19 protein-coding genes are annotated in these 22972 nt (G+C 56.6%); 17 read left to right on the top strand and 2 right to left on the bottom strand.

The window, feature by feature from the left end; translation table 11 throughout:
• The 13 genes from ISN74_RS03275 to tfpZ all read left to right on the top strand — a co-directional run bounded on the left by ISN74_RS03275 (position 1) and on the right by tfpZ (position 13705).
• Positions 1-516, top strand: a complete 516-nt coding sequence (locus ISN74_RS03275) for a GNAT family N-acetyltransferase (protein ID WP_188797365.1) — start codon at positions 1-3, stop codon at positions 514-516.
• A 156-nt stretch (positions 517-672) separates the two neighbouring features.
• Positions 673-993 (top strand): hypothetical protein, encoded by a 321-nt coding sequence (locus ISN74_RS21075; RefSeq protein WP_239004493.1) that lies wholly within the window; start codon positions 673-675, stop codon positions 991-993.
• Complete coding sequence (locus ISN74_RS21070; protein WP_229678971.1) at positions 887-1183, top strand: GNAT family N-acetyltransferase; 297 nt, start codon at positions 887-889, stop codon at positions 1181-1183. The genes ISN74_RS21075 and ISN74_RS21070 overlap by 107 nt, the downstream gene beginning before the upstream one ends.
• Positions 1180-2178, top strand: coding sequence for a PhoH family protein (locus ISN74_RS03265; protein WP_188797363.1), 999 nt, complete (start codon positions 1180-1182; stop codon positions 2176-2178). The genes ISN74_RS21070 and ISN74_RS03265 overlap by 4 nt, the downstream gene beginning before the upstream one ends.
• Positions 2165-2659: an rRNA maturation RNase YbeY gene (ybeY, locus tag ISN74_RS03260; RefSeq protein ID WP_188797361.1), complete on the top strand. Its 495-nt coding sequence runs from the start codon at positions 2165-2167 to the stop codon at positions 2657-2659. Before ISN74_RS03265 ends, ybeY begins: the two co-directional genes overlap by 14 nt.
• 625 nt (positions 2660-3284) lie before the next feature.
• Positions 3285-4559, top strand: a complete 1275-nt coding sequence (locus tag ISN74_RS03255; protein ID WP_188797359.1) for an HlyD family secretion protein — start codon at positions 3285-3287, stop codon at positions 4557-4559.
• Positions 4560-4583: 24 nt separating this feature from the next.
• Positions 4584-5855, top strand: a complete 1272-nt coding sequence (locus ISN74_RS03250) for a hypothetical protein (protein WP_188797358.1) — start codon at positions 4584-4586, stop codon at positions 5853-5855.
• Positions 5852-7825, top strand: a complete 1974-nt coding sequence (locus ISN74_RS03245; protein ID WP_229678970.1) for a glycosyltransferase — start codon at positions 5852-5854, stop codon at positions 7823-7825. The genes ISN74_RS03250 and ISN74_RS03245 overlap by 4 nt, the downstream gene beginning before the upstream one ends.
• Positions 7826-7838: 13 nt before the next feature.
• A complete protein-coding gene (locus ISN74_RS03240; RefSeq protein ID WP_188797356.1) occupies positions 7839-9353 on the top strand; it encodes an efflux transporter outer membrane subunit in 1515 nt (504 codons plus the stop codon).
• Positions 9354-9486: 133 nt separating this feature from the next.
• Positions 9487-10326, top strand: coding sequence for a CorC family transporter (locus ISN74_RS03235; RefSeq protein ID WP_188797354.1), 840 nt, complete (start codon positions 9487-9489; stop codon positions 10324-10326).
• 150 nt (positions 10327-10476) lie between these two features.
• Complete coding sequence (locus tag ISN74_RS03230; RefSeq protein ID WP_188797345.1) at positions 10477-11694, top strand: lipoprotein N-acyltransferase Lnb domain-containing protein; 1218 nt, start codon at positions 10477-10479, stop codon at positions 11692-11694.
• 45 nt (positions 11695-11739) lie between these two features.
• The gene (gene corA / locus ISN74_RS03225; protein ID WP_229678969.1) at positions 11740-12750 is read left to right on the top strand and encodes a magnesium/cobalt transporter CorA; all 1011 of its coding nucleotides are present in this window, start codon (positions 11740-11742) and stop codon (positions 12748-12750) included.
• Between the two features lie 211 nt (positions 12751-12961).
• Positions 12962-13705 carry a TfpX/TfpZ family type IV pilin accessory protein gene (gene tfpZ / locus ISN74_RS03220; RefSeq protein WP_188797344.1) on the top strand — a complete coding sequence of 248 codons (744 nt, stop codon included), beginning with the start codon at positions 12962-12964 and terminating at the stop codon, positions 13703-13705.
• A 251-nt stretch (positions 13706-13956) separates the two neighbouring features.
• Here tfpZ and ISN74_RS03215 read toward each other — a convergent pair whose 3' ends face one another.
• Together ISN74_RS03215 and ISN74_RS03210 are read right to left on the bottom strand one after the other, a co-directional pair.
• Positions 13957-15414, bottom strand: coding sequence for an ArnT family glycosyltransferase (locus ISN74_RS03215; protein ID WP_188797342.1), 1458 nt, complete (start codon positions 15412-15414; stop codon positions 13957-13959).
• Positions 15415-15561: 147 nt separating this feature from the next.
• Complete coding sequence (locus tag ISN74_RS03210) at positions 15562-17694, bottom strand: alpha/beta hydrolase family protein (RefSeq protein ID WP_188797340.1); 2133 nt, start codon at positions 17692-17694, stop codon at positions 15562-15564.
• A 585-nt stretch (positions 17695-18279) separates the two neighbouring features.
• On the opposite strand from ISN74_RS03210, the gene ISN74_RS03205 reads away from it, so the two are divergent.
• The 4 genes from ISN74_RS03205 to ISN74_RS03190 all read left to right on the top strand — a co-directional run bounded on the left by ISN74_RS03205 (position 18280) and on the right by ISN74_RS03190 (position 22967).
• Positions 18280-19605, top strand: a complete 1326-nt coding sequence (locus tag ISN74_RS03205; RefSeq protein WP_188797338.1) for an ArnT family glycosyltransferase — start codon at positions 18280-18282, stop codon at positions 19603-19605.
• Positions 19606-19681: 76 nt separating this feature from the next.
• Complete coding sequence (locus tag ISN74_RS03200; protein WP_188797336.1) at positions 19682-21511, top strand: tetratricopeptide repeat protein; 1830 nt, start codon at positions 19682-19684, stop codon at positions 21509-21511.
• Positions 21512-21722: 211 nt separating this feature from the next.
• Positions 21723-22163: a pilin gene (locus ISN74_RS03195; protein ID WP_188797334.1), complete on the top strand. Its 441-nt coding sequence runs from the start codon at positions 21723-21725 to the stop codon at positions 22161-22163.
• 351 nt (positions 22164-22514) lie between these two features.
• Positions 22515-22967: a pilin gene (locus ISN74_RS03190; RefSeq protein ID WP_188797332.1), complete on the top strand. Its 453-nt coding sequence runs from the start codon at positions 22515-22517 to the stop codon at positions 22965-22967.
• The last annotated feature ends 5 nt before the right edge of the window (positions 22968-22972 follow it).

Here is a 22972-nt window from a genome sequence, read left to right as displayed (position 1 = left end):
ATGAGCGCCGATGCCGCATGCTCAGGTGCAAGCATCCAGGTGGTGTCATACGAACCTGAGCACTTCAGCGCTGCAACGACCCTGATTGTTTCCATCCAGCGCGACGAATTCGGCTTTGATATCGACCTGGCACGGCAACCGGATCTGTCGGACATCCCGGTGTTCTATCAAACCGGCACAGGCAACTTCTGGGTCGCGTTGAATGGCGACACGGTAGTCGGCACGATTGCGCTGAAGGATATCGGCGAGGGACTGGTGGCCTTGCGCAAAATGTTCGTGGCCCCCAATTACCGTGGTACAGCATGGGGCGTTGCCGCCAAATTGCTGCATACGGCGATCGATTGGGCGCGGCAGCAAGAGGTACGCAGCATTTTTCTTGGCACTACGGAGAAATTCCGGGCTGCGCATCGCTTCTACGAAAAGCATGGTTTCGAGTTAATCGAAAAGGCGTTGCTGCCGACAGGCTTTCTGTTTATGCCCGTCGACACACGCTTCTATCGACTCGATCTCGAATGACGAAATATCTCCACCGCGCCGCAAGTTCGCTCGTCGTCCCGGCGAAGGCCGGGACCCAGCGTCTTCAAGGCAAAAGTCACTGGGTCCCGGCCTTCGCCGGGACGACGGTGAGGTAAAACTGAAATTCGGCCGTCATGGCATAGATCAGAGCCACGCATGAGTAACACCACAGCAACCACCGAACTCATTCTGCGCGAAATCCACGCCGACGAATTCCCGCGCGCCTGGCCGATCTTCCACGCCGTGATCGCCAATGGCGACACCTACAGCTATCCGCCCGATCTCAGCATGGAACAGGCGCGCGAATGGTGGACCACCCCCCTGCCGCTGCTTTATCGCCGAACAGGACGGGGAAGTGCTTGGCTGCTACATGCTCAAGCCCAATCAGCCGGGCCTAGGCGATCATGTGGCCACCAATGCCGGCTACATGGTGTCGCCGGCAACACGCGGGAAAGGTATTGCTGGCAAGATGTGTGAACACTCCATGCAGCAAGCACGCAAGGCCGGCTTTACCGCCATGCAGTTCAACTTTGTCGTTTCAACCAATACCACCGCGGTGCGCTTGTGGCAGCGCCACGGTTTCAACATAGTCGGGCAGGTGCCGGGGGCATTCCGCCATGCCGTGCATGGCCCGACAGATATCTACGTGATGCACCGAACCCTATGACTGACGGTCTCAACCAACGCGATTTCGCCCTCGATCCGGAAGACAACGCCCGGCTCGCCAACCTCTGCGGCCCGTTCGACGAACACCTGCGCCAGGTGGAACTGCGCCTGGGCGTGGAGATCGATCACCGCGGCAACTTGTTTCAAGTGATCGGCGAGGAAGGCGCCGCGCGCGCCGGCGAAAAAGTCCTGAAAGCACTTTACGCAGCCGCCGAACGCGAATCACTCAACGGCGCCAGGATCAACTTGTATCTGGCCGAATCGGGCATCGATGCCATCACCGACGAAGCCGCCGAAAGTGCGCAAGAAGTGCTGATCAAGGTGAAGCGCGGTGTCATCAAAGGACGCGGCCCGAACCAGGCGCGCTACCTGCATGCCATCACCACTCACGACATCAACTTCGGCGTCGGTCCAGCCGGTACCGGTAAAACCTATCTCGCTGTGGCCAGCGCGGTGGAGGCTCTCGAAGCCAATCGTGTGCAACGCTTGCTGCTAGTGCGTCCGGCGGTTGAAGCGGGCGAGAAACTCGGCTTTCTGCCCGGCGATCTTTCGCAGAAGGTCGACCCCTATCTGCGTCCGCTTTACGATGCACTCTATGAAATGCTCGGCTTCGAAAAAGTCGCCAAGCTGATCGAGCGCAATGTCATCGAGATCGCGCCGCTGGCTTATATGCGTGGCCGCACACTCAACGATTCCTACGTGATTCTCGACGAAGCGCAGAACACCACCGTCGAACAGATGAAGATGTTCCTGACCCGCATCGGTTTCGGTTCAGTGGCAGTCATCACCGGCGACGTCAGCCAGATCGACCTGCCTCGCCATGTGCGCTCCGGTCTGCGCCATGCGATCGAAGTGCTGCGCGGCGTGGATGGCATCAGCTTCACTTTCTTTACTTCACGCGATGTGGTGCGCCATCCGCTGGTGGCCAAGATCGTGCGTGCGTACGAAGCTTTCGAAGACGCCAATGAAGGGAAGCAAGGCAATGGCGCGAAATAACTCTGCAGCCAGTTCACATCAGGTGCATATCAGCTACGGTGTGGCGCGCAAGGGCCTGCCTTCTCCACTGAGTTTCCGCCGCTGGGTGGACGCCGCACTCGCTGGCGCGAAACGGCGCAAGCTCGCTGAACTTTCCATCCGTATCGTCGGCACACGCGAAGGTCGCACACTCAACCGCGACTATCGCCACAAAGACTATGCCACCAACGTGCTGTCGTTTCCCGCCGAGCTTCCGCCCGACGTGAGTTTGCCACTGATCGGTGACCTGGCCATCTGCGCCCCGGTGGTTGCTCGAGAGGCTTCAGAACAACATAAGACTGCGCACGATCACTGGGCGCACATGACGGTACATGGCGTACTGCATCTACTGGGTTACGACCATATCGAGGATGACGAAGCCGAAGCGATGGAATCGCTGGAAAAACGCATTCTCGCCAAACTTGGCATCGCCGATCCGTATGTTGTGGAAAACGATGGCTAGCGTGCTGGTCAATTACGCGCGCACGCCCTCCGCCACACCCTCATTCTGACGCTCAATCTCGACGGCGCGTCATCCCAGCGAAAGCTGGGATCCAGTGACTTTTCACAGCGAAGACGCTGGATCCCAGCTTTCGCTGAGATGACGAACATCCTGCATCACGACACTCACCACCAGCTAAACACTTCGTCATCACATCAAACCAAGTGGCACCCACTTGGCACGCGATCCTCCGCAACCGACGATCAATAACTTAGCCGAACAACGTGCTGCAATGCGCCAGCCACGTGCTAAGCCACTGTTGCACAAACGTGGATCGGTTGTAGTCATCACGTTAAATACATCCATTTCTTGAACCGAAATCTAACTGATCCTGAGCACTTACACGCTTCAAGACAGGCGAGGTTCATTGCAACCCAACTATTCCTTTACGCGTTCGACGTTGGCGCATTGCATCAACAAGGAACCGTCGCAAGGACGATTCGCGGCAAGTAGGCCTTCTGCCCGTCGGACCTAAAACTATTTACGGTGTCATCTCGCACGAGATGCGCGCGCCTTTCCACCCCGCTTCGGCGCTCGGGTGCAGGCTTCTGCTTGACCTCGATTTGATTGACAAAGGCGACTCGTTTTGAAGACCCAACTACTTCCCACCGAACCGCTGCCCAAACCCGTTCCGCCACCGCCCATTGGCGAGATCAGGCCCGTAAAACCATCGCCACTTGCATCGCTTCCTCGCGTTGTTGGCTATGCACTGATGGCCTTCGTAGCCTGGCTGCTGGTGTCCACCTTGTTTGAACCGTGGTTCTCGACCACCGCCACGCGCGCCATTCTCAACGCACCTGCGATCCTGATCACCACGCCGATCAGCGGCACCGTCAGCGCGCAGTACGCGCAAAATGGCCAACCGATCCAGCCGGGTGAAACCATTGCCGTCGTGAAGAACACCACCGTGGCACACGATGCGCTGACCACCTTGCTCACGCAGCGCCTGGAGCTGCAAAGCCATCTGGACGATCTCAGCAGCCGCTTGCAGGCCGATCAGCGCATGCTCGACTACACCAACACGCAATACCAGAAGTACCAACATGCGAGTGTCGCGCAGTTGCAGAGCGCCTATGAATCCGTCCAAGCCCAGCAGGATGCCACCTCAGCGAAACTGGAAGAACTCGACGCCAAGTACGCACGCGCCATGGCCTTGCAACGTGATGGCGCCGTCAGTGCTGCAGCCGTGGAAGAAGCGCGATCCGAAGCCGATGCCGCACGCAGCGAGGCCGATGCACTGGATCAGAATGCACAAAGCGTCAGCGCAGGCGTTGCCGCTGCACAACATGGCATATACGTGTCTGCTGGCCACGACAGCGATGGTCAACTGCCGCAGCTATCCCAGCGTCGTGCTGACTTGCAGAACAGCATCAAGGACGAACAGGCGCAGACGGATGCACTGAATCAGCAGCTCAGCAAGCTGAGTCAGCTGATCGATAGCGAGCAAGATCGCATCCACGCGATCTCCGACTACGTGGTCAAGGCTTATGCGCCGGGCACTGCACAGGAAGTTGTCGCGCCAGTCGGATCGCAAGTCGCCGCTGGAGCAACGCTGGTACGCGCTACCGATTGCCGCAAAACCAACATCGTGACGGTCTTTCCTGCGCGCATGGCCTCGCGTTTGAACATCGGCAGCGAATTGCTGGTGCGGCTTGGTGATTCGGGCCGCCCGCATCGCGCGCATGTCACGCAGCTGCTGCCCAAAGTCACCGAATCCTTGCAGAACGCTTACAGCGCTCCGTTCCCTTATGCGGAAGATGGTTCTGTCTATGCCCTTGCACAATGGGATGATAACGGCCAGCCCCATGCTGATCCGCCGACCTGTACGCCCGGACGCAGCGTGGTCGCAAGCCTTCTCTAGCCCAACGTACGGAGACTGATTGGCATGCTCATGCGAAGACACTCCACCGCAAGCGCTGCACTGCTTTTTTCGATGCTCGCATTCACGCATACCGCCGCCGCGGATAACAGTCAGCAGCAACTGGCGAGCAGCAGTTGCATGGCCTTGCACGCAGCTGCAGCGGCGATACCCGGCAGCGGTCCGATGCTGCTGCCGAGTTATCCCACGCTGACGCAAGCTACCGGGACATCGCGTGCACTGGCCAATGTCGCTTTCGTGTACGACAACGCGCTTGCCGGCATCGCTCTCACTGCTTGCGGCGAGCCAGCACAGGCACAGCGGATCGCCGATGCGTTTTTGCTGGCTGCTGCGCATGATCCAACTTTCAAGGATGGCCGCTTGCGCAATGCCTATCGCAGCGGTGTCATTCAGAGCGACAAAATCCAGCTGCCCGGTTACTGGCAAAGCAACGGTAATTACTGGAGCCAGGATCCGTATCAGGTAGGCACGGCCACCGGCAATGTCGCTTGGGCGGCCTTGCTGCTATTGACGGTCTACGACAGTACGCACGATCGGCGCTATCTGGACGGCGCCGTAGCGCAGCTGAACTGGATTCAAACACATACCAGTGGTGGTACCGCGCCACCCGCGTACGAAGGCGGCCTGTTTGGTTACGACAACGCCCAGCAGGCACAGCACTGGAAAGCGACCGAACACAACATCGATGTTTATGCAGCGGCCACCTGGGCCGCCCGTGAAACCGGGAATAGCGCGCTGACGCAACAAGCAAAGCTGGCGGCGAGTTTCGTCAACGCGATGTGGGACAACGCGCAGCATCGCTTCCTGGTCGGCACACTCGACGACGGCAAGACGCTCTCCCGCGATAAATCCGGACTGGATGCGCAAGCATGGCCATTGCTGGCATTCGAGCCGCATCCCACCGCATGGAATCAGGTCTGGACCTGGATCGACGCACAGCATCGCAGCGGTGATGGCTATGGTTACATGCGCCATCCCGATGGCATCTGGACGGAAGGCACCGCGCAGGTGGCCACCGCCATGCAAGCCAGCGGCAAGCCGGTGCCGGATGCCTTATGGCAATTGTTGGCCAACCAGCGCAGTGACGGCGGCATGCTCTACGCCACGCCACAAGCGCGCATCAGCACTGATTTCGCTATCGGCCCAACGTCCACCTACGCCGACTTCTTCTATTACCACCAGCCGCATCTGGGTGCGACGGCTTGGACCGCGCTCGCAGCCAAAGCCTGGAATCCCTTCACCGGACAGCCGATCAATCGTGCGGAGAACACACCGTGAATCCTCTTGTCGATTCAGCGTTGCTGCTGCAGTTCCTGGCGCTCACGCTTGTGTTCGGAGCAGGCATGGCGCACTTCGCCCATTCGCAGCGGGCGCTGGATCGGCTGGTGTTCGGCATCTTCGCGGGCATCCTGCTGTTGCGCTATGCCCTGTGGCGAACCACGCAAACGCTGCCTGATGCGCATCAGGGTTTTGCCAGCGTCTGGTCGTACGTGTTTTACGCGTTCGAAATGGTGTCCATTGTCTACACGCTGGCGACGATCGTGGTGATGGTGCGCCGGCGTGACTCGCGCCCGTTCGCCGATGCAGGTGAGGCGCGTTTGCGGGCTGCAGGCCGGAACGTTCCTGCCGTCGATGTGTTTATCGCCACTTATAACGAAGACCTTCAGATTCTCGAAAAAACCATCGTCGCGGCCAAAGCGATCGATTACCCGCACGTCAACGTCTGGGTATTGGACGATACGCGGCGCGATTGGCTGCGCGACTACTGCGCGAGGATGGGTGTGCATTACGCACGGCGCCCGGATAATCGTCATGCCAAGGCCGGCAACATGAACAACGGTCTCAAGTTGTCCGCACGGCAGACCAACGCGCCTTACATCCTGGTGCTCGATGCCGACTTTGCGCCACAGAAGAACATCCTCTATCGCGTAATGGGCCTGTTCCAGGAACCGAACGTGGCGTTGGTGCAGACACCCCAGTTCTACTACAACGCCGATCCGATCCAGCACAACCTTGGCGCAACGGACAGTTGGGTGGACGAGCAGCGCGTATTCTTCGATGTGTTCCAGCCCTCGCGTGATGCGTGGAACTCCGCCTTCTGCGTCGGCACCTCGTTCGTGATATCGCGCAAGGCCATTACGGAAGTCGGCGGCTTTCCCACCGATAGCGTATGCGAAGACATTCACACCACCTATGTACTGCGCAAGCGCGGCTATATCACGCGCTGGCTCAATGAACGTCTTTCCGTGGGTCTTTCGGCCGAAGGGCTGATCGAATACATCAACCAACGTGGCCGTTGGTGCCTGGGCACGATGCAGGTCGCCTTACTGAAAAATGGTCCGCTGCGCGATGCCGGCTACCACCTGGCTGACCGCCTGCATTACATCCACGGCATGTTGCACTGGATCGGCAAGCCGTTCCTGCTGCTGATGCTGATTGCGCCAGTGCTGTATTGGTATTTCGGCGTAGCCGCGTTCTACACCACGCCTGAGCAGTTCATGTTCTACGGCCTGCCAGCGCTGATTGGTTTCTGGTTCTATGGTCCGTGGATCACCGACCGGAAGACGTTGCCCATTTTTACTGAGGTCACTCAGCTGGTTGCATCCTACGCTGTAACGCGAACCATGATTTCTGCCTGCTTCCGCCCGTTTGGACGTCCGTTCAAGGTGACCGCCAAGGGGCTGGACCGCAGCAAGGTCGTGATCCACTGGAAGCTCGCCAGCTTTTTCATCGTCCTGATGCTGTGCCTGATGGCCGGCGCGGTAAATGCCGTCATGAGCGCCGAGATAAACGGCAGCATCGTTTTCAACCTGGCTTGGACGCTGATCGCCCTGGTACTGGATCTCGCTGCGATCATCGCGTGTGTGGACCTGCCACGACCGCGACAGGAAGAACGCTTCCCATTCACGCACGCCACACGCTGGCGATATCGTGGCCGGCTACAAGCCAGCCAGTTCATCGATATTTCACTCAGTGGTGCAGCGATACGCCGCCCTCCGATAGCACCGACGCCGGGTGACGCGCTGGAAGTATCGGTACCCGATGTGGGTTGGGTACCGGCCCGTGTCACACGAATCGATCAGCGTCGCCTTTGCGTGCAATTCGAACCCGACGAGGCCACACGGCATCGCCTGATCCGGCTGATCTTCTGCCAGACACCGCACAACATCGCCATCAAAGCCCGCCCATTGCGCGCCTTTGCGCAACTGCTGCGCATGGCCGGCGTGACCGCATCGCCTCCGCGATGACCTGGAGAACCTTATGAAACCCCTACTCCTTTCCACCGCCATCGCCACGTGTGTGCTCGCTGGTTGTTCAATGGAACCGACTTATCAGCGACCTGCCATGCCGGTGCCCAATAGCTATCCATCGAACACGGCGAATACCGCGTCACCCACCGCGCCCATGGATGCTGCGGAGATGGACTGGCACGCGTTCTTCCGAGATCCGGTCCTGCAACGCCTGATCGATATCGCATTGATCAACAATCGTGACTTGCGCATCGCCGCCGCCAAGATGGAGGAAGCGCGCGCCGACTATGGCGAAACACGCGCGAGCCTGTTCCCGGAAATCGACTTGCAGGGCTACGCCGGCCGCCAGCGCTTGCCAGCCATGTCACAGCAACCGGCCAACGGCTTGCTCGGTCCGATCGAGAACAACCGCAACACAGCAACGTCCTTCAACACGTATCAGGTGCAGGCCGGCATGACCAGCTATGAGCTGGATTTCTTCGGCCACCAGCGCGCGATCGCACACGAATCGGGCAAGTTGGCCGAAGCCACGGCCACGGACTACCAATCAGCGCGCATCGCTTTGATCGGCGAGGTGGCCAACGCGTATCTCGCCCTCAACGCCGACTGCGCTCTGCTGCAACTGGCGCAGCAAACCGAAGCAGCCCAGCAAGGTCACGCGGATGTGATGCAGAAGGCCTACCACGATGGCGGCGTATCGGAATTCGATATGCGCCGTTCGCAAACCCAAGTGGACGCTGCACAGGTAGATGTGCAGGGCATGCAGATCCGTATCGCCAAAGACATGGATGCCTTGGCCGTCCTGATCGGCCAGCCCGTGTTGCCCGACTACGCCAAACCGCGCCCCTGGCAGGCGCCGCTGCTGACCGACGTGCCAGCCGGCCTGCCCTCTTCGCTGCTCGACCGCCGACCCGACATCGTGGCCGCCGAGGACCGGCTGCGCGCCGCCAACGCCGACATTGGCCGTGCACGTGCGGCCTTTTTCCCCAATATCGCCCTGACCGGCGTGTTGGGGGCGTTGAGCGGTGGACTTTCCAGCCTGCTGCACGCCGGCTCGCTCGCCTGGACGGCCGGCGTCTCCGGCAGCATGCCGGTGCTGGACTGGGGCAAGAATGAAAACGAACTCAGCGCGAGCAAAGCCCGCTACGGTGGTGCGGTGGCGGCCTATGAAGGCACCATCCAGGAAGCGTTCCGCGAGGTAGCCGATTCGCTGGCCGTGCGTGACCACATCCAGCCCGAACTTCAGGCTCAACAGGCACTTGTGGATCAATCGCAGCGCGTCTACGCGATCTCCCAGGTGCGCTTCAAGGATGGCATGGACGACTACATCGCCACTCAGGATGCCCAGCGATCCCTCTACGCCGCCCAGCAGAAGCTGGTCAGCCTTGAGTTGGATCAGGCCGTCAACCAGATCAATTTGTACAAGGCGCTGGGCGGCGGTTGGCGTGAGGCGCCAGCGCGCCAAAGCCCCTCGCCCCCAGTGGCCCAGGCTTCGGTGCGGCACGGGGTGAACGCTCTCCGCTAAAGGAAACGAGCGGGTCGGCCGGGCATCTGCCGTGCCCGGCCCGCCGGGTCCGTACCGGCTTGTTCCTGAATCGTCACGATTTTTCCGCTAGACTCGGTCTCCCGCCCGCATTCGGGCCGTATTCCCAAGAGTAATGAACGAGGACCCTGGCAGTACCAGCGGCCCGGTCCACCGAAAATGGTGGGATCGACTGGGCCATCTGTTTTCCGGCGAGCCCCGCAACCGCGAAGAACTGATCGACGAGTTGCGCACCGCCCAGGCCAATGGCCTGCTTAGCGCCGACACCCTTCCCATGCTGGAAGGCGCGCTGCGAGTCACCGAGCTCAACGTCGACGACGTGATGGTGCCGCGCGTGCAGATCGTCATGATCGACGTCGACGCGCCGCTCTCCAACATCCTTGCCGCGGTGGTCGAATCCGGACACTCGCGCTTCCCGGTGCACGGCGAAGACAAAGACGACATCCTCGGCATCCTGCTTGCCAAGGATCTGCTCAAGTACTTTGGCAACGGGCACGACTTCGACATCCGCTCGATCCTGCGCCCGGCCGTACTGATTCCCGAATCCATGCGCCTGAACGTGCTGCTGGCCGAGTTCCGCCGCAGCCGCAATCACATGGCGCTGGTGGTGGACGAATACGGCGGCGTTGCCGGCCTGATCACCATCGAGGACGTGCTGGAAGAAATCGTCGGCGAGATCGACGACGAGCACGACGACGAGGAAGAGCCCGATCTGATGCAAGCCCAGGCCGAGGGCGAATGGATCGTGGACGCACTCACCCCGATCGCGGATTTCAACGAGGAAATCGGCGCCTCGTTCTCCGACGAGGAGTTCGATACCATCGGCGGCATGGTCACTTCCGAATTGGGTCATCTGCCGGAAGTCGGCGAGCAGATCGCCATCGGCGACTTCGAATTCGATGTTACCCGGGCGGATGATCGACGCGTGCAGCAGTTCCGCGTCGTGCGCCGCTAAGCCCCACCGATATACGGCGTATCTCCCTCTCCCCTCCGGGGAGAGGGTCGGGGTGAGGGGTCATTCTTGCCCCACCGCTTCAATAGGCGAAACAAATTTCTTTAAGTCATTCCCGATAAGCTACATCTTTACTTCCCACCGGTCCCACCCATGAAGCTCGCCAGCCGCCTGCTGCTGACCTTTGCCCTGATCCTATGCAGCGCATTCCTGACGACCGCCCGAGCCGACGTCACCAACGCGCCGGGCGCTAACCTGGAAGTCTCCCTGATCACTTACGGCCCCGGCGACATCTACTGGGAACGCTTCGGCCACGACGCCATCGAAGTACGCGACACCGTCAGCGGTGAAGAAGTGAACTTTAACTATGGCGTGTTCAACTTCGACGAAAAGAACTTCTTCCTCAACTTCGCGCGCGGTCGCATGCACTACCTGATCGACGCCGAAGTCACCTCCGACGAAGAAAACTTCTACAAAGAAGCCGGACGCTCCATCACCAAGCAACGCCTCGCCCTGACACCTGATCAAGCCGCTGCGCTGCGTGACTTCCTGCTTTGGAACCTGCGCCCTGAAAACGCCGGCTACAACTACGACTATTACATCGACAACTGCACCACCCGCGTCCGCGATGCACTCGATCGCGCGCTCGGCGGCGTCATCAAAGCCCGCCTCACCACCTTGCCCGGCGGCATGACTTTCCGCCAGCAAACCATCCGCCTGATGAGCGCCCAGCCCTGGCTGATGCTGATCCTCGACCTTGGCCTAGGCCCCTATGCCGATCAGCCACTCAACGCATGGCAGGAAAGCTTCCTGCCGGAAGAACTGCAAAAAAGCCTTCGCAACGTCACCATCTCGGATGGTCACGGCGGCAGTCAACCACTGGTACAAAGCGAAGACCTGCTCGCCCCCCAACGCCTTGAAGTTCCGCCTGCCACGCCGCCAGATCTGCGCATCCCGCTTGGCATAGCTGGCCTTCTGATTGCCGGCCTGCTCGTACTCACATGGCGCCGCGCATCACTTATCTACGCGCTGCTCGGCAACCTGTTCCTGCTACTCGCCGGCACCGCCGGCTTACTGATGCTGATTCTGTGGACCCTTACCGAACACCATTCGGCCTGGGCCAATGCCAATCTGTTGCTGTTCAACCCGCTCGCGTTTGTGCTGCTGCGCCCACTATGGCGCGCACATCGGGGCATCACGCTGTCACGATTCGCCAATGGCGCACTGCTGCTCCAACTCATTGCACTACTTGTCGCCCTGCTTCTTCACCTATTGCCTGGTGTAGTGCAGCAGAACCAGCCATGGATTTTGTTTGCATTGCCTAGCTGGCTGGCGTTGGCGTGGACCTTGAGGCGCGCCCGGCACGCCTAATACATCCGCATTGCCTGCTCTTCTGACCCGTAGCATCATCGACTTATGACGATCATCGAAGAAACGGCAAATAAGCCCCAAACATCCATGGTGGTGAATTGTGTTGCGTATCGCACCGATGGTATGCGCCTATGCGACATACACATCGATGACATCAGCGAAATCTTAAAGGACCCGGACGCCTTCGTCTGGGTCGGCCTGCACGAACCCGACGAACCACTGCTGCTGAAATTGCAGGAAGAATTCGACCTGCACGACCTTGCCATCGAAGACGCCCAACAAGCGCATCAGCGCACCAAAGTCGAAACCTACGGCGATTCACTCTTCATCGTCGTGCAAACCGCACAACTGATCAGTGGCCACATCGCCTTCGGTGAAACGCATATCTTTCTCGGCAAGCGCTACTTGATCACCGTCAGACACGGCGCCTCCCTGTCATACACCCCAGCCCGCCATATCTGCGAGAAAACCCCGGAACTGCTCGCCCACGGCCCCAGTTACGGCCTCTATGGCGTACTCGACTACATCGTCGACAATCTGCTCCCCATCGTGCGCGAATTTCGCGAAGAACTACAAACACTCGAAAACGATATTTTCGCCGACACCTTCAACCGCAATACCGTCCGCCGCCTCTACGACATGCAGCGCGATCTGATGACCCTGCGCCTAGCCGTTGCACCCATGCAAGATGTCATCAACCAACTCGTCCGCCTGCATCCCGAACTCATCCCAGACGAACTGCGCGTCTACTTCCGCGATGTCTACGACCACGTCTTCCGCGTCAACGAATCGATCGGTGCTATGCGTGAAATGCTCACCGCCGCCATCAATGTGAATTTGTCGCTAGTCACCTTCGGCCAGAACGAAGTCATGAAGAAGCTCGCCGGCTGGGCCGCTATGCTGGCTGCCCCGACATTGATCACCAGCTGGTACGGCATGAATTTCACGCACATGCCTGAGCTTGAAAAGCCCTGGGCTTATCCGACCGTCATGGTGATAGTGGCGTGCGTGGTGAGCACGATCTATATCGCACTCAAGCGAGCGAAGTGGCTCTAAATCAGACGCATTGGCCAAACTGGATCACCCCTCTGAATAGATATACAACCCTTCACATCGCTCTCTTCTACTCTCCGACGCAAGGAAATACGCACCATTGATTCAAGCGGGGAAATAAGTTCCTCTCTTTTGGTCAGCGTCCGCCCCTAGGAAAGTTACGATCAGGCGTCGTATATTTTGCGACGATCAATAACTGTCACGATGTCGAGCCATGAATCGTTGGAAAGCAGCCACCATACACCTGTCGCTCAGCTTCGCCATAGCGGTGCTAATAGGGTCATTGCTCTACTTCGTCTGGTTTCCTTCGCCTTACTTTACCGCCGCCGGCGCCAGCAAACTGATCCTGCTGCTGATGGGCGTTGATGTATGTATTGGCCCGCTGCTGACTTTGCTGGTCGTCAATCGCAATAAGCCCGCCAAATTATTGCTGCTGGACCTGAGCGTGATTGGCGTATTGCAGGCCATCGCCTTCGGCTACGGTCTTTATGTGATCATCAGCTCACGGCCGGTATTTATCGTTGCCGAAGTGGATCGATTGGTGATGGTAACCGCGGGTCAACTCAGCGATGCTGATTTGGCCAAAAGCCTGCAGCCTGAATTCCGAAAGCGCTCCTTGACTGGACCGGTGCTGGTGGGTGCACTGCCACCCAAGGGCAAGGGAAGTGGAGATTTCGCACTGCAAGTCATGGAGACAGGCAAAGATATTGACCAGCTACCAAAGTATTACCTGCCTTACGATCAGGTCATTGACGATGTGATGAAACGCTCGAAGCCACTATCATCGCTGAAGAAGGCAACAGCTTCGCAACAAGCTTATCTCGCTACACTGCAGGCAGCCCACCCTACCCTGACACTAAAAGTACTGCCGCTGCTGCGCGGCGAGCATAGCTACTCAGCAATTATTTCACCCACGAGCAAGCGGCCAATTGCGGTACTGGCAATAGATCCCTGGTGAAGCTGAAGCCCCTCTGATCATCTTCGACCAGAACGAATGGATGAAAAATCTGGCGTGACGCCCGACATTAATTACCAATTGATAAGGCATGAACTTCACACAGATGCCTGAACTGAAAACCTTGGGCTTGTTCAATCGCGATGCTTGTAGTGGCTCCTGTCGTCATCACCATTTATATGAGCCCGAAGCGAGCCAAGTGGCCATAAACCGCGTCACATTCTGAACAAGCAAATACGCACTTCATTCATCCATCAGGTGCGAGGCACCAAAAGTACCTCCTCATCCGCAACTATTTCCACCGGCTTATAGTTCTCAAACAGAGCGCGCATTAAAACCAAGGGAAGACGAGGGTCAGATAGAGAACTCTTTTCTATTACCACGTAAGCGTAGGATTTTTGGGTAACCTTGACCAAGAAGCCGGCAGGCGCATCGGCATATGCCGATCTCGCGTAAAGTTTTTGACCATAATTAAAAAAATCAATCTCCATCGGCTTATGCGCCCAATAGCAAACCGCCAATGTTTCGCACGCCACCTCACCCTTTGAGAGCGAAAGCGTTCGTGAGAGTTCCTCCCACTGATGCGCATGCACGAGGGCATCTACGTTGTGCGTGCCAGGCCTGGAAATGTAAACAAAAAGACTTGCCGCCATCCATGGAAGCACAACCAACAAACACGCGACCGTTTTTGCATGGCCATGAAGCATTCGAACAGGCCACCCATCATCAGACAAAGCCTGTACAAAAAGCACGACCCCAAGTGTCAGCGCGATAACTGCATCGCACAACATGTTCAGGTTTACACCGGCTCCAGCTAGCATCCAAAATCCGTTTAGCATCGACGACGCTAGATACAACACAACAAACGATGCCTTGTCCCGACGCCCCAGTAGCACCCAGCCCACGATAGTCATAATGAGGTAAGGCAGCAGAAAACGTAGCACGTATTCCATGGTTAAAAGAGCCCGGCCTAGCCACACAAGCCTGGGATTAAACAAAACATCTCGCACCATTGCCATGCCCCAACTCATATAGACCATGATGCATGCGGCGACCCCCACCACAAAACTCGCAGCAAGAAATACACCTAGACGACGGCGATCATAAAATAGTGCCCACGTACAAAGTGTCAGTGGCAGCGAAATTACATTGTGCTTTATGAGTCCACCGACCACGATCAACAACGCCGACAGCAGCATCGATTTCCACAGGCGTTCAGCGTTTGCCTTAAGAAAAATCAAGGCACCCCAGGTAACAAAAGCATGAGCTAAAAATTGTGGATCATCGGTCGCCATGTAACCGGGGATCAAGGTGTACACACCTAATAGAAATAATGCTGAAGCCAGCACCGCTAGCGACCGACCTGCACCCAGCCAACGACTTAATCTGCCCACATTGATGCTGACAACTATCAGCGATAACACTGATAGCAGACGCCCAGCGACGACATTGTCCCCCACCATTTTTCCAACCGCCCCAACCAAATAGAACGATAGGGGTGGATAGTTGTTTGCAACCATGGCATCGATGGGTGGATACAGTACGCCACCATGCATCGCGATCTGGGCGAAATACGCATTCCACCCCTCGTCGTAGTTTCTGGACACGTGCAACGGAATCGCACACAGAGGTATGGTGACCAACGCAAGAAATTGCAGCAACACTACACCTATCAAAATACGTTCCAGCCTTCCATGTTGGTCTAATGCCATAAATCCACCTCTCGCAAAACATTAATCCGCGCGATGGATGGCTATCCCAGCAATAACAGCTGACCAAACCATGCAACCACGCATAAATAAAAAGGCGATGGCCGCATGCCGCGGCCATCTCTTTGATGTCTCTTGTAACAGACAGGTTTATTGCCTGCCAGATGCAGTGTCTGGTGCCGTCCACTTTTTCAGCCACGCATTGACGGTCTCGTGCCACAGCACGCTGTTCTGCGGCTTCAGCACCCAATGATTTTCATCAGGGAACGTCAGGAATTCGCTTGGGACACCCTGACGCTGCAGCGCAGTGAAGGCACCAAGGCCTTGGGTAATCGGAATGCGGAAGTCATCACCTGAATGAATGACCAGCATCGGTACGCGCCAATCCTTCACATGATTAATCGGATTGAACTTTTCGTACCTCTCCGGCACGTCGAATTGCGGACCACCGTTCTCGTGCTCTTCGAACCATAGTTCATCGGTGGCGTAGTACATCATGCGAGCATCAAATACACCGTCATGATCGACCAAGCACTTCCACGGCTTGTTCCACACGCCGGCAATCCAGTAGGTCATGTAGCCGCCATAGCTGGCGCCAAGTGCGCAGGCACGATCCCCATCCAGAAAATGGTACTTATCCAACGCCGCCTGCCAGCCGCGCTTGATATCCTCCAGCGGCTTACCACCCCAATCGCCCGAGATGGCGTTGGTAAAGGCCTGGCCGTAGCCAGTGGAGCCATGAAAGTTGATGGTCACAACGGCGAAACCCTGGCCCGCATATGTCTGCGGATTCCAGCGATAGCTCCAGTCGTTGTTCATCGCGCCTTGTGGACCGCCATGGATGATGAAAGCAACCGGGTACTTGTGACCGGCCTTGTAGTTCACCGGCTTCACCACATAGCCTTGCACCGTTTCGTTGTTCCAGCCTTGGAACGTAAAGAATTGCATATCGCCCATTCTGGCGTTCTTCAGACGCGCTTCGTTGAAATGTGTCACCTGCTTCAAATCGCCGCCATTCGTGGATGCCGTATAAAGATCGGAGGGACGCTTGAGATCATCGCGCGCCAGCAGAATCCGCTTATCCGCTACTGAGTAGGAACTTACCGAACCATCATTGACCAGCTTATCCACTTTCCCAGTCGCCGCATCCACTGCAAATAACGGATGCTGCCCCTCATCGTCCGCAGTAACGAACAACGTTTTACCATCGGCACTGACCTGCATACTGCCTGCAGAACGGTCCCAGGATGGATCCACTTCACGAGTCGTTCCAGTAGATAAGTCCATAGCCATGATGCCGAAACGATCCGCTTCGAACCCTGGCGTTTTCATGGCTAGGTAGTAAAGCGTCTTTCCATCCGGCGAAGGCACGGGGAAAGCATCCCAGGCTTTATTGGCAGCCGTCAGGTTTTGTGGCACAGAAGATCCGTCGGCAGGTACCTTGAACACGTCAAAATTGGTCGACCACGGCTCATCGTTTCCAGCGATGCGCACATCGAAATACACCGTATTACCGTCGGGAGAAAAGGCAAACTCACTGTCATCGCCGAACGGCTTGCTTGGGATATCGCCATCAATCCCCTTGCTGAGCAAAATCGGCTCAATCGGCAACATGCCATCGACCCCAAACCGAGCGATATAAAGCTGATTACGGCGGCCATCCGACCAAGTATCCCAATGCCGAACGAATAGCTTGTTATAAAGCGTGCCAGTGGACTTGTCCTTGGCACGGCCATCCAGCCGCTCCTTGGTACAGGCCAAATCATTACAGTCGGCAAACATTGCGTAAGAGAGCAGTACTTTCTTGCCATCTGGCGACAGCTTGTAGTCGTCGATGTCCAGGGGACCATGACTCACTTGCACCGGGACCGAGGCGGCCGAAAGATCCAGGCCTCGCTTGCCCACCGGAAAGTCAATTCGCCATAACTGGGCTACATCGCCAGCCGGAGCTACGTAATAGAGGCTATGACCATCCGGGGACCAACGCGGAGAAGAGACCTGCTTCGCCACTATCCTGACTGACTGCTCACCCGCCAAACCAAGGTTCTGCACGTAGAGCGCGTTGACGCCCTTGTTGGCCAAATAATCGGTACTGCGGACGCTGAAAGCAGCATACCTGCCATCCGCAGAAAGCTGCGGATCGCTAACACGATCCATCATCACCAGATCGCTGATGTCAAAAGGATGAGGTGAATGACTCTCCACTAGCGTGCCATTCCGGGTGTCCGCCGCAGTGGACGCACCTGCCGCGACCAGCAACAAGGCTGCAATCAAAGATTTCATGCGAACTCCTTATAACAATAAAATTGCCTACGCGAGTCTTCGGCCAGTCGCGCACCCTACTTTGCCGGAATCGCCTTGCCCAACCTCATTAAAAGCGCCATCACCGGGCAGCAGCGCAGTATAAAAACGTCTCCTGGTGTGCGACGGATCAACGATACGTCCCCTCAGAGATATTCCGATCCATTCTACGTAGGCAGCGCGATGTCCAGAAAGCTCTCAGCGGTATCAGGAAGACTGGCTTCCTCCTTCTCTCCAAGAATCAGAATACCCCTGCGGGCAACCCATCATCTCAACAGATGGTGATCCCTGTGCAGCCGATTCCCATGTGATCTATGAACAAACATGACCAATATTGCCAATGTAGAATACGTCAGAGTATCTCTACAAAGATCAGCCAGTGTGATGCCATAGGCAAAAATGGGGTCGCAGCCGAGCCTAATAGTCAATCGGCTACCGCGCCACCTTACGTGTAGCACGTAGGCACACCTGCTCGTTCACGGGGAAAAAGTGATAAACGCAAGCACTCAAGATCCCATTGCCGCTCGACCGTGGGCATGGCCACTGACATTAGCAGGCGTAACATTATTGGCGCTGGCTCTTCGCTGGTATTACGTCACCGTCACCATCGTGCCTCAACCATTAAGCGGTGACGCCGGCCAATACTATGCCTGTGCATGGAATCTTCTGCACCACGGGATATTTTCCTCCAGCAAGCCTGGCTCTCCATTAGTTGTACCCGATAATTATCGTGATCCGGCTTACCCTTTGTTCCTGGCGCTCTGGATAAAAGCACTGGGACCCGGCCGGATATCCTACGGGACCACACTGCTTTGCCAAGCCCTATTGGGCGCCGAGACGGTGGGGATTAGCATGCAGATCTGTCGGCGGTGGCTTTCAATCCGCTGGGCCGCTGCAGCTGGCCTGCTTATGGCAGTCTGGCCGCACAGCATCGCCACCAACGATTTCTTATTGACTGAGACGTTATCGGGTTTTCTCTGCGCGCTGGGTATACTTCTGTGGGTAAAAGCTTGCCAACACAAATCCCTTGGCAAGGCCCTGGCAAGCGGACTGACTCTTGGCATGGCGGCCTTGACTAATGCGGTACTACAACCTTTTGGTATTTTGCTGGCAATACTCATTGCATGGCGCGCACCGGCGTTACGCAAGACTTGCTTGATCCTTGCGCTAGCATCCGCCGCCCTGCCTCTCGCATGGGGGCTACGTAATGTGCACCTGCCCAATACTGACATCCACGCGTCATCCAAGGGGCGCGCCCTGCAAAACCTGATACAGGGCTCATGGCCGACCTATCACTCCGCATGGCGAACGTCAAAGCTCGGGAGCGAAGCAGCCAAGATTGAGGCAACAGCTGACCTAAACGCGATGAATGGAGAGTATGAGCAATTGCTAAGCTCACCACTTAAGGGCATCAAGGTGGTCATGCAACGCATGCAGCAACATCCCGTAACCTATCTCACTTGGTATTTGTTCAAAAAGCCTTATCAATTATGGGGCTGGGAGATTGAAATCGGGCAAGGCGATATATACCCGTATGCAGTTATCAACTCACCTTTCCAAGTCCATGTTGCCTGGATCGCATTAGCCGCCATTTGCCACGCCCTTAACCCTTGGCTGTTATGGCTCTCATTAGCTTGTTTACTCATGACTTGGCGGGAACAATGTGCGCGCGCCAATACTTCGCTGCCGTCCCTTTCGATTATCAGCGTGATCGCCTTGCTGGCCTTCGTAACGCTGATTTATTGCATCCTCCAGGCAGAACCCCGCTATGCGACACCCTTCCGCAACCTGGAAATCGCGCTTGCATTCACAACACTGGCAAATCTATCAGCCAGATGGAGCGCCTACCAGGGGACCCTACATAGGCAAAAGGCGCTGCACGAAACTCACTAACCCATTGCGCGCAAGTACTTATCGGCGCCAAGCCTCACCTGCTAGGATCATTGCGTAAAGCATCCCGGGGCATCCAATGGTCACACCTATCAGCGCCACCCATCGCAGCCGATGGATTCATGTACTTGGCGCTATCGTCGTCGTATTCGTTGTTGCACTGGTCTATTGGCCGGTACGGCATGCGCAATTCGTATGGGACGACATCATCGATTTTCAGCGTGTGGCGTCGTTGCGTCACGGCAATGAATGGCAACATCTACTGCTAAATAAATTCAACGATTGGGTCGTCTATTTTCGGCCGCTTGGTGTCGCCTTGTTCGCCGCCGAAGTACACGCCTTCGGCGCAACTCCTGGCCCGATGCATCTGGTTTCTTTGTTGATCCACCTGATCGACACCTTGCTAGTAGGCGTATTGGCCATGCAGCTTGGCACAATGCGATCGCCTCAGAGCCGACATCTTTATACCTTCGCATTACCTATGCTGCTCTACGGACTGCATCCTCTGCTGGTGGAGCCCGTAGTATGGATTGGCTGTCAGTTCGACCTACTCGCCACGCTTTTTATGTTGTTAGGCTGGATTGGGAGTCTACGCATCCAGCACCCGGTACTTCGTGCACTTGGCGTTAGCAGCTGTTTTTTTTTAGCAGCGTGCGCCAAAGAATCCGCCATCGCGTTCTTACCAATTCTGCTGGTATTGAATTGGTTTTCCCTCAAAGAACCGAAGGGAAAATCCATAGCCGCGCAATTGTGCCAACTCCTCAAGCGCCATGCGGCAACTTATTTGGCCGTGCTACTGACAGGCATCGCTTATCTTGCCTTTCGGCATTTGGCGCTCGGCCGCCTTATCCCAAACGCTGGCGGCGCCATGCTACCGCTATGGGCGCGGCTACAAGAATCAAGTTTTATCTATCTGCACTACTGGCGCATGTTTTTATGGCCCACATTACATATGGGGCCCATCCATCCGGCAGACATCGATCAATTTCTCAAGATCAACATCGGATCGCTACTTAGGGACACACTAGCCTTTGGTATCGTGGCGACTGGCATTGCTCTGACGATACACCGCAAATACATGGGGGCGTTGATTCTCTGCGTGACGCTTGCCTTATTCCCGGTACTGCACATTATTGCCGCAAACTTTGACATCAATCTGTATCACGAACGTTATGCCCTCACCGCGCTAGCGATAGCTTGCGCATGGCTTCCGTTGGTTTTATCAGAGCTACCTACACCGGCGAGCATGCAGCGCATACTGCCGCCAATGGCCTACATCAGTCTCACCATCTGGTTAGTGTTGGCGGTTATGAACATTCGAGTGACCATTCCGCTTTGGTCCACTCAGGTGAATTTGTGGCAATGGGCTCTTCAGGAAAACCCGGACTCGGTCGATGCCAAGGATGAACTTATCGCCGGATATCTCGATGCGGGTGATGACGCCGATGCCTGGCGGCTGATCAATGACCTCATAGCCAGCAATACGCCTTGCCTAAATTGCTTTCTCAACGCAGCCACCCTATCGCTGCGCGAGCACAACCCCGAACGCGCCGATTTTTTTCTGCAACGCATTAGGGATATGCCAGAGCTACACGATAACTCTTCCTCGACCCGACTCTATCTCGCCGATATCGGTGCCGTGCAATTAATGGAAGGCAAATATGATGTAGCAGAGCGCGTGGAGCGTTTGGCCGCCTCGCAGGAAAAACTAGACCCAACCCCGCAGCTATTCCTCGCCGAGGCACTGGTATTCCAAGGAAAGGTTGACGAAGCCATCCAAGTGGAAAACGCGGCCGTGCCACTCATGGAACTCGACAAACAGGGACAACGGCGGCGGTGGTTTGCACATTTTATCAAGCGACACCACGACCGCCCCGAAGAGAGCTATAGGATCCTGACCGAACACTGAGCCAATCAAGGCACCTATTTTCGGCACATCGCTCCACGCCGCGTTACCCAACAGAATGTGCGAGCCACTTCAGGCTCGCATTGTGAGCCCCGTCACGCCCATCACATCGCTTTGAACGAAGGCATATTTTCATGCCGTTCAAAGCCATTACCGGCACCGTTTTGGTACAAAGGGTGCTTATGTTCCCTGCTTAGAACAAGGGGGAACATCCATGCTTCGGAACAAACTTGTACAAGGCTTTACCTTAATCGAGCTGATGATCGTGGTGGCCATTCTTGCCATTCTTGCCGCCATTGCGATCCCGGCCTATCAGAACTATGTGATTCGCGCACAGGTTGCCGAAGGCTATAGCCTCGGGGACGGCGCCAAAACGGCTGTGTGGGACTATATTGCCAATACGGGACGTGTTCCACCTAGCAATCTGTCCGCCGGCTTAGCGTCATCGAATTCCATATCGGGTAATTATGTTTCCAGCGTAAACGTCTCTGCCGGAAAAGTCACCGTGGCTTTCGGCGGCAAAGCCAATATAGCGCTTAGCAACGAAGTGCTAGTGCTGTCCCCTACCCTTGGCACTGGCAGCATCATCTGGAGCTGCGGTCCGCCAAATACTACGGTATCAAGCGAGTATCTTCCCACCAGTTGCCGCAACTAGTAGGGGTGGCATGTGACGCAAATGCTCTTCTTGGAGGGCAAAACTGACAAAAAACGTCACATTTGGACACTGCAGTGTCCACGGCGCGCCTATCTAAGCTTTACTGATCCTGCCGCGCAAAGTGTCTTGGCTGATTGATGCAAGCGCCTTTCGTGATGCTCGCCACAGTAGTGTGTATTGCAGTGTCCTGGGGGTGTTAATGAAACCGCAAAATGGCATGTATAGTGCTTCAACTTTTACGGCTTCCTGGTCTTTCCTGACCATGATGAATGGGTCCGATCCCGCCTAGGGGGCTCGGGACTGAGGCCCAGGGGGCGTCTACGGTTAGCTAACCAAAACAGAGGAACAACCATGAAGACCATGCAAAAAGGTTTTACCCTGATCGAATTGATGATCGTGGTAGCGATCATCGCCATCCTCGCGGCCATTGCCATTCCTGCCTACCAGAACTACCTGATTCGTGCGCAGGTTTCTGAAGGTGCCGTACTGGCCGACGGTCTTAAGACCCCGCTCTCCGAATATTTCTCAAATCAAGGCGATTTCCCCAACACCTTGGCGTCCATCGGCCTGCCCGCAAACGCCACCTCAGTTTCGGGCAAGTACGTTTCCCAAGTTGCTCTCTCGGGCAACGGCATCATCGTTTCGACATTCGGCGGCAACCAGGTCAACGCAGCCATCAATGGTTCCGCATTCGCATTGTCGGCTATCAATAATGGCGGCAGCATCTCCTGGAGCTGCAGCAACACCAAGGCCACCACCGTACCGACGCAATATCTGCCGACTTCGTGCCGCACAGGTGGCTGATTTTT

This window comes from Dyella caseinilytica (genome assembly GCF_016865235.1).
GTDB classification, from domain to species: Bacteria; Pseudomonadota; Gammaproteobacteria; order Xanthomonadales; family Rhodanobacteraceae; genus Dyella_B; species Dyella_B caseinilytica.
This window is presented reverse-complemented; position numbering and strand designations above follow the sequence as displayed.

Coding starts and splice junctions, on each gene's coding strand:
- ISN74_RS03275 (WP_188797365.1), top strand. CDS start 1: ATGAGCGCCGATGCCGCATGCTCAGGTGCAAGCATCCAGGTGGTGTCA.
- ISN74_RS21075 (WP_239004493.1), top strand. CDS start 673: ATGAGTAACACCACAGCAACCACCGAACTCATTCTGCGCGAAATCCAC.
- ISN74_RS21070 (WP_229678971.1), top strand. CDS start 887: ATGCTCAAGCCCAATCAGCCGGGCCTAGGCGATCATGTGGCCACCAAT.
- ISN74_RS03265 (WP_188797363.1), top strand. CDS start 1,180: ATGACTGACGGTCTCAACCAACGCGATTTCGCCCTCGATCCGGAAGAC.
- ybeY (WP_188797361.1), top strand. CDS start 2,165: ATGGCGCGAAATAACTCTGCAGCCAGTTCACATCAGGTGCATATCAGC.
- ISN74_RS03250 (WP_188797358.1), top strand. CDS start 4,584: ATGCTCATGCGAAGACACTCCACCGCAAGCGCTGCACTGCTTTTTTCG.
- ISN74_RS03240 (WP_188797356.1), top strand. CDS start 7,839: ATGAAACCCCTACTCCTTTCCACCGCCATCGCCACGTGTGTGCTCGCT.
- ISN74_RS03235 (WP_188797354.1), top strand. CDS start 9,487: ATGAACGAGGACCCTGGCAGTACCAGCGGCCCGGTCCACCGAAAATGG.
- ISN74_RS03230 (WP_188797345.1), top strand. CDS start 10,477: ATGAAGCTCGCCAGCCGCCTGCTGCTGACCTTTGCCCTGATCCTATGC.
- corA (WP_229678969.1), top strand. CDS start 11,740: ATGACGATCATCGAAGAAACGGCAAATAAGCCCCAAACATCCATGGTG.
- tfpZ (WP_188797344.1), top strand. CDS start 12,962: ATGAATCGTTGGAAAGCAGCCACCATACACCTGTCGCTCAGCTTCGCC.
- ISN74_RS03215 (WP_188797342.1), bottom strand. CDS start 15,414: ATGGCATTAGACCAACATGGAAGGCTGGAACGTATTTTGATAGGTGTA.
- ISN74_RS03210 (WP_188797340.1), bottom strand. CDS start 17,694: ATGAAATCTTTGATTGCAGCCTTGTTGCTGGTCGCGGCAGGTGCGTCC.
- ISN74_RS03200 (WP_188797336.1), top strand. CDS start 19,682: ATGGTCACACCTATCAGCGCCACCCATCGCAGCCGATGGATTCATGTA.
- ISN74_RS03195 (WP_188797334.1), top strand. CDS start 21,723: ATGCTTCGGAACAAACTTGTACAAGGCTTTACCTTAATCGAGCTGATG.
- ISN74_RS03190 (WP_188797332.1), top strand. CDS start 22,515: ATGAAGACCATGCAAAAAGGTTTTACCCTGATCGAATTGATGATCGTG.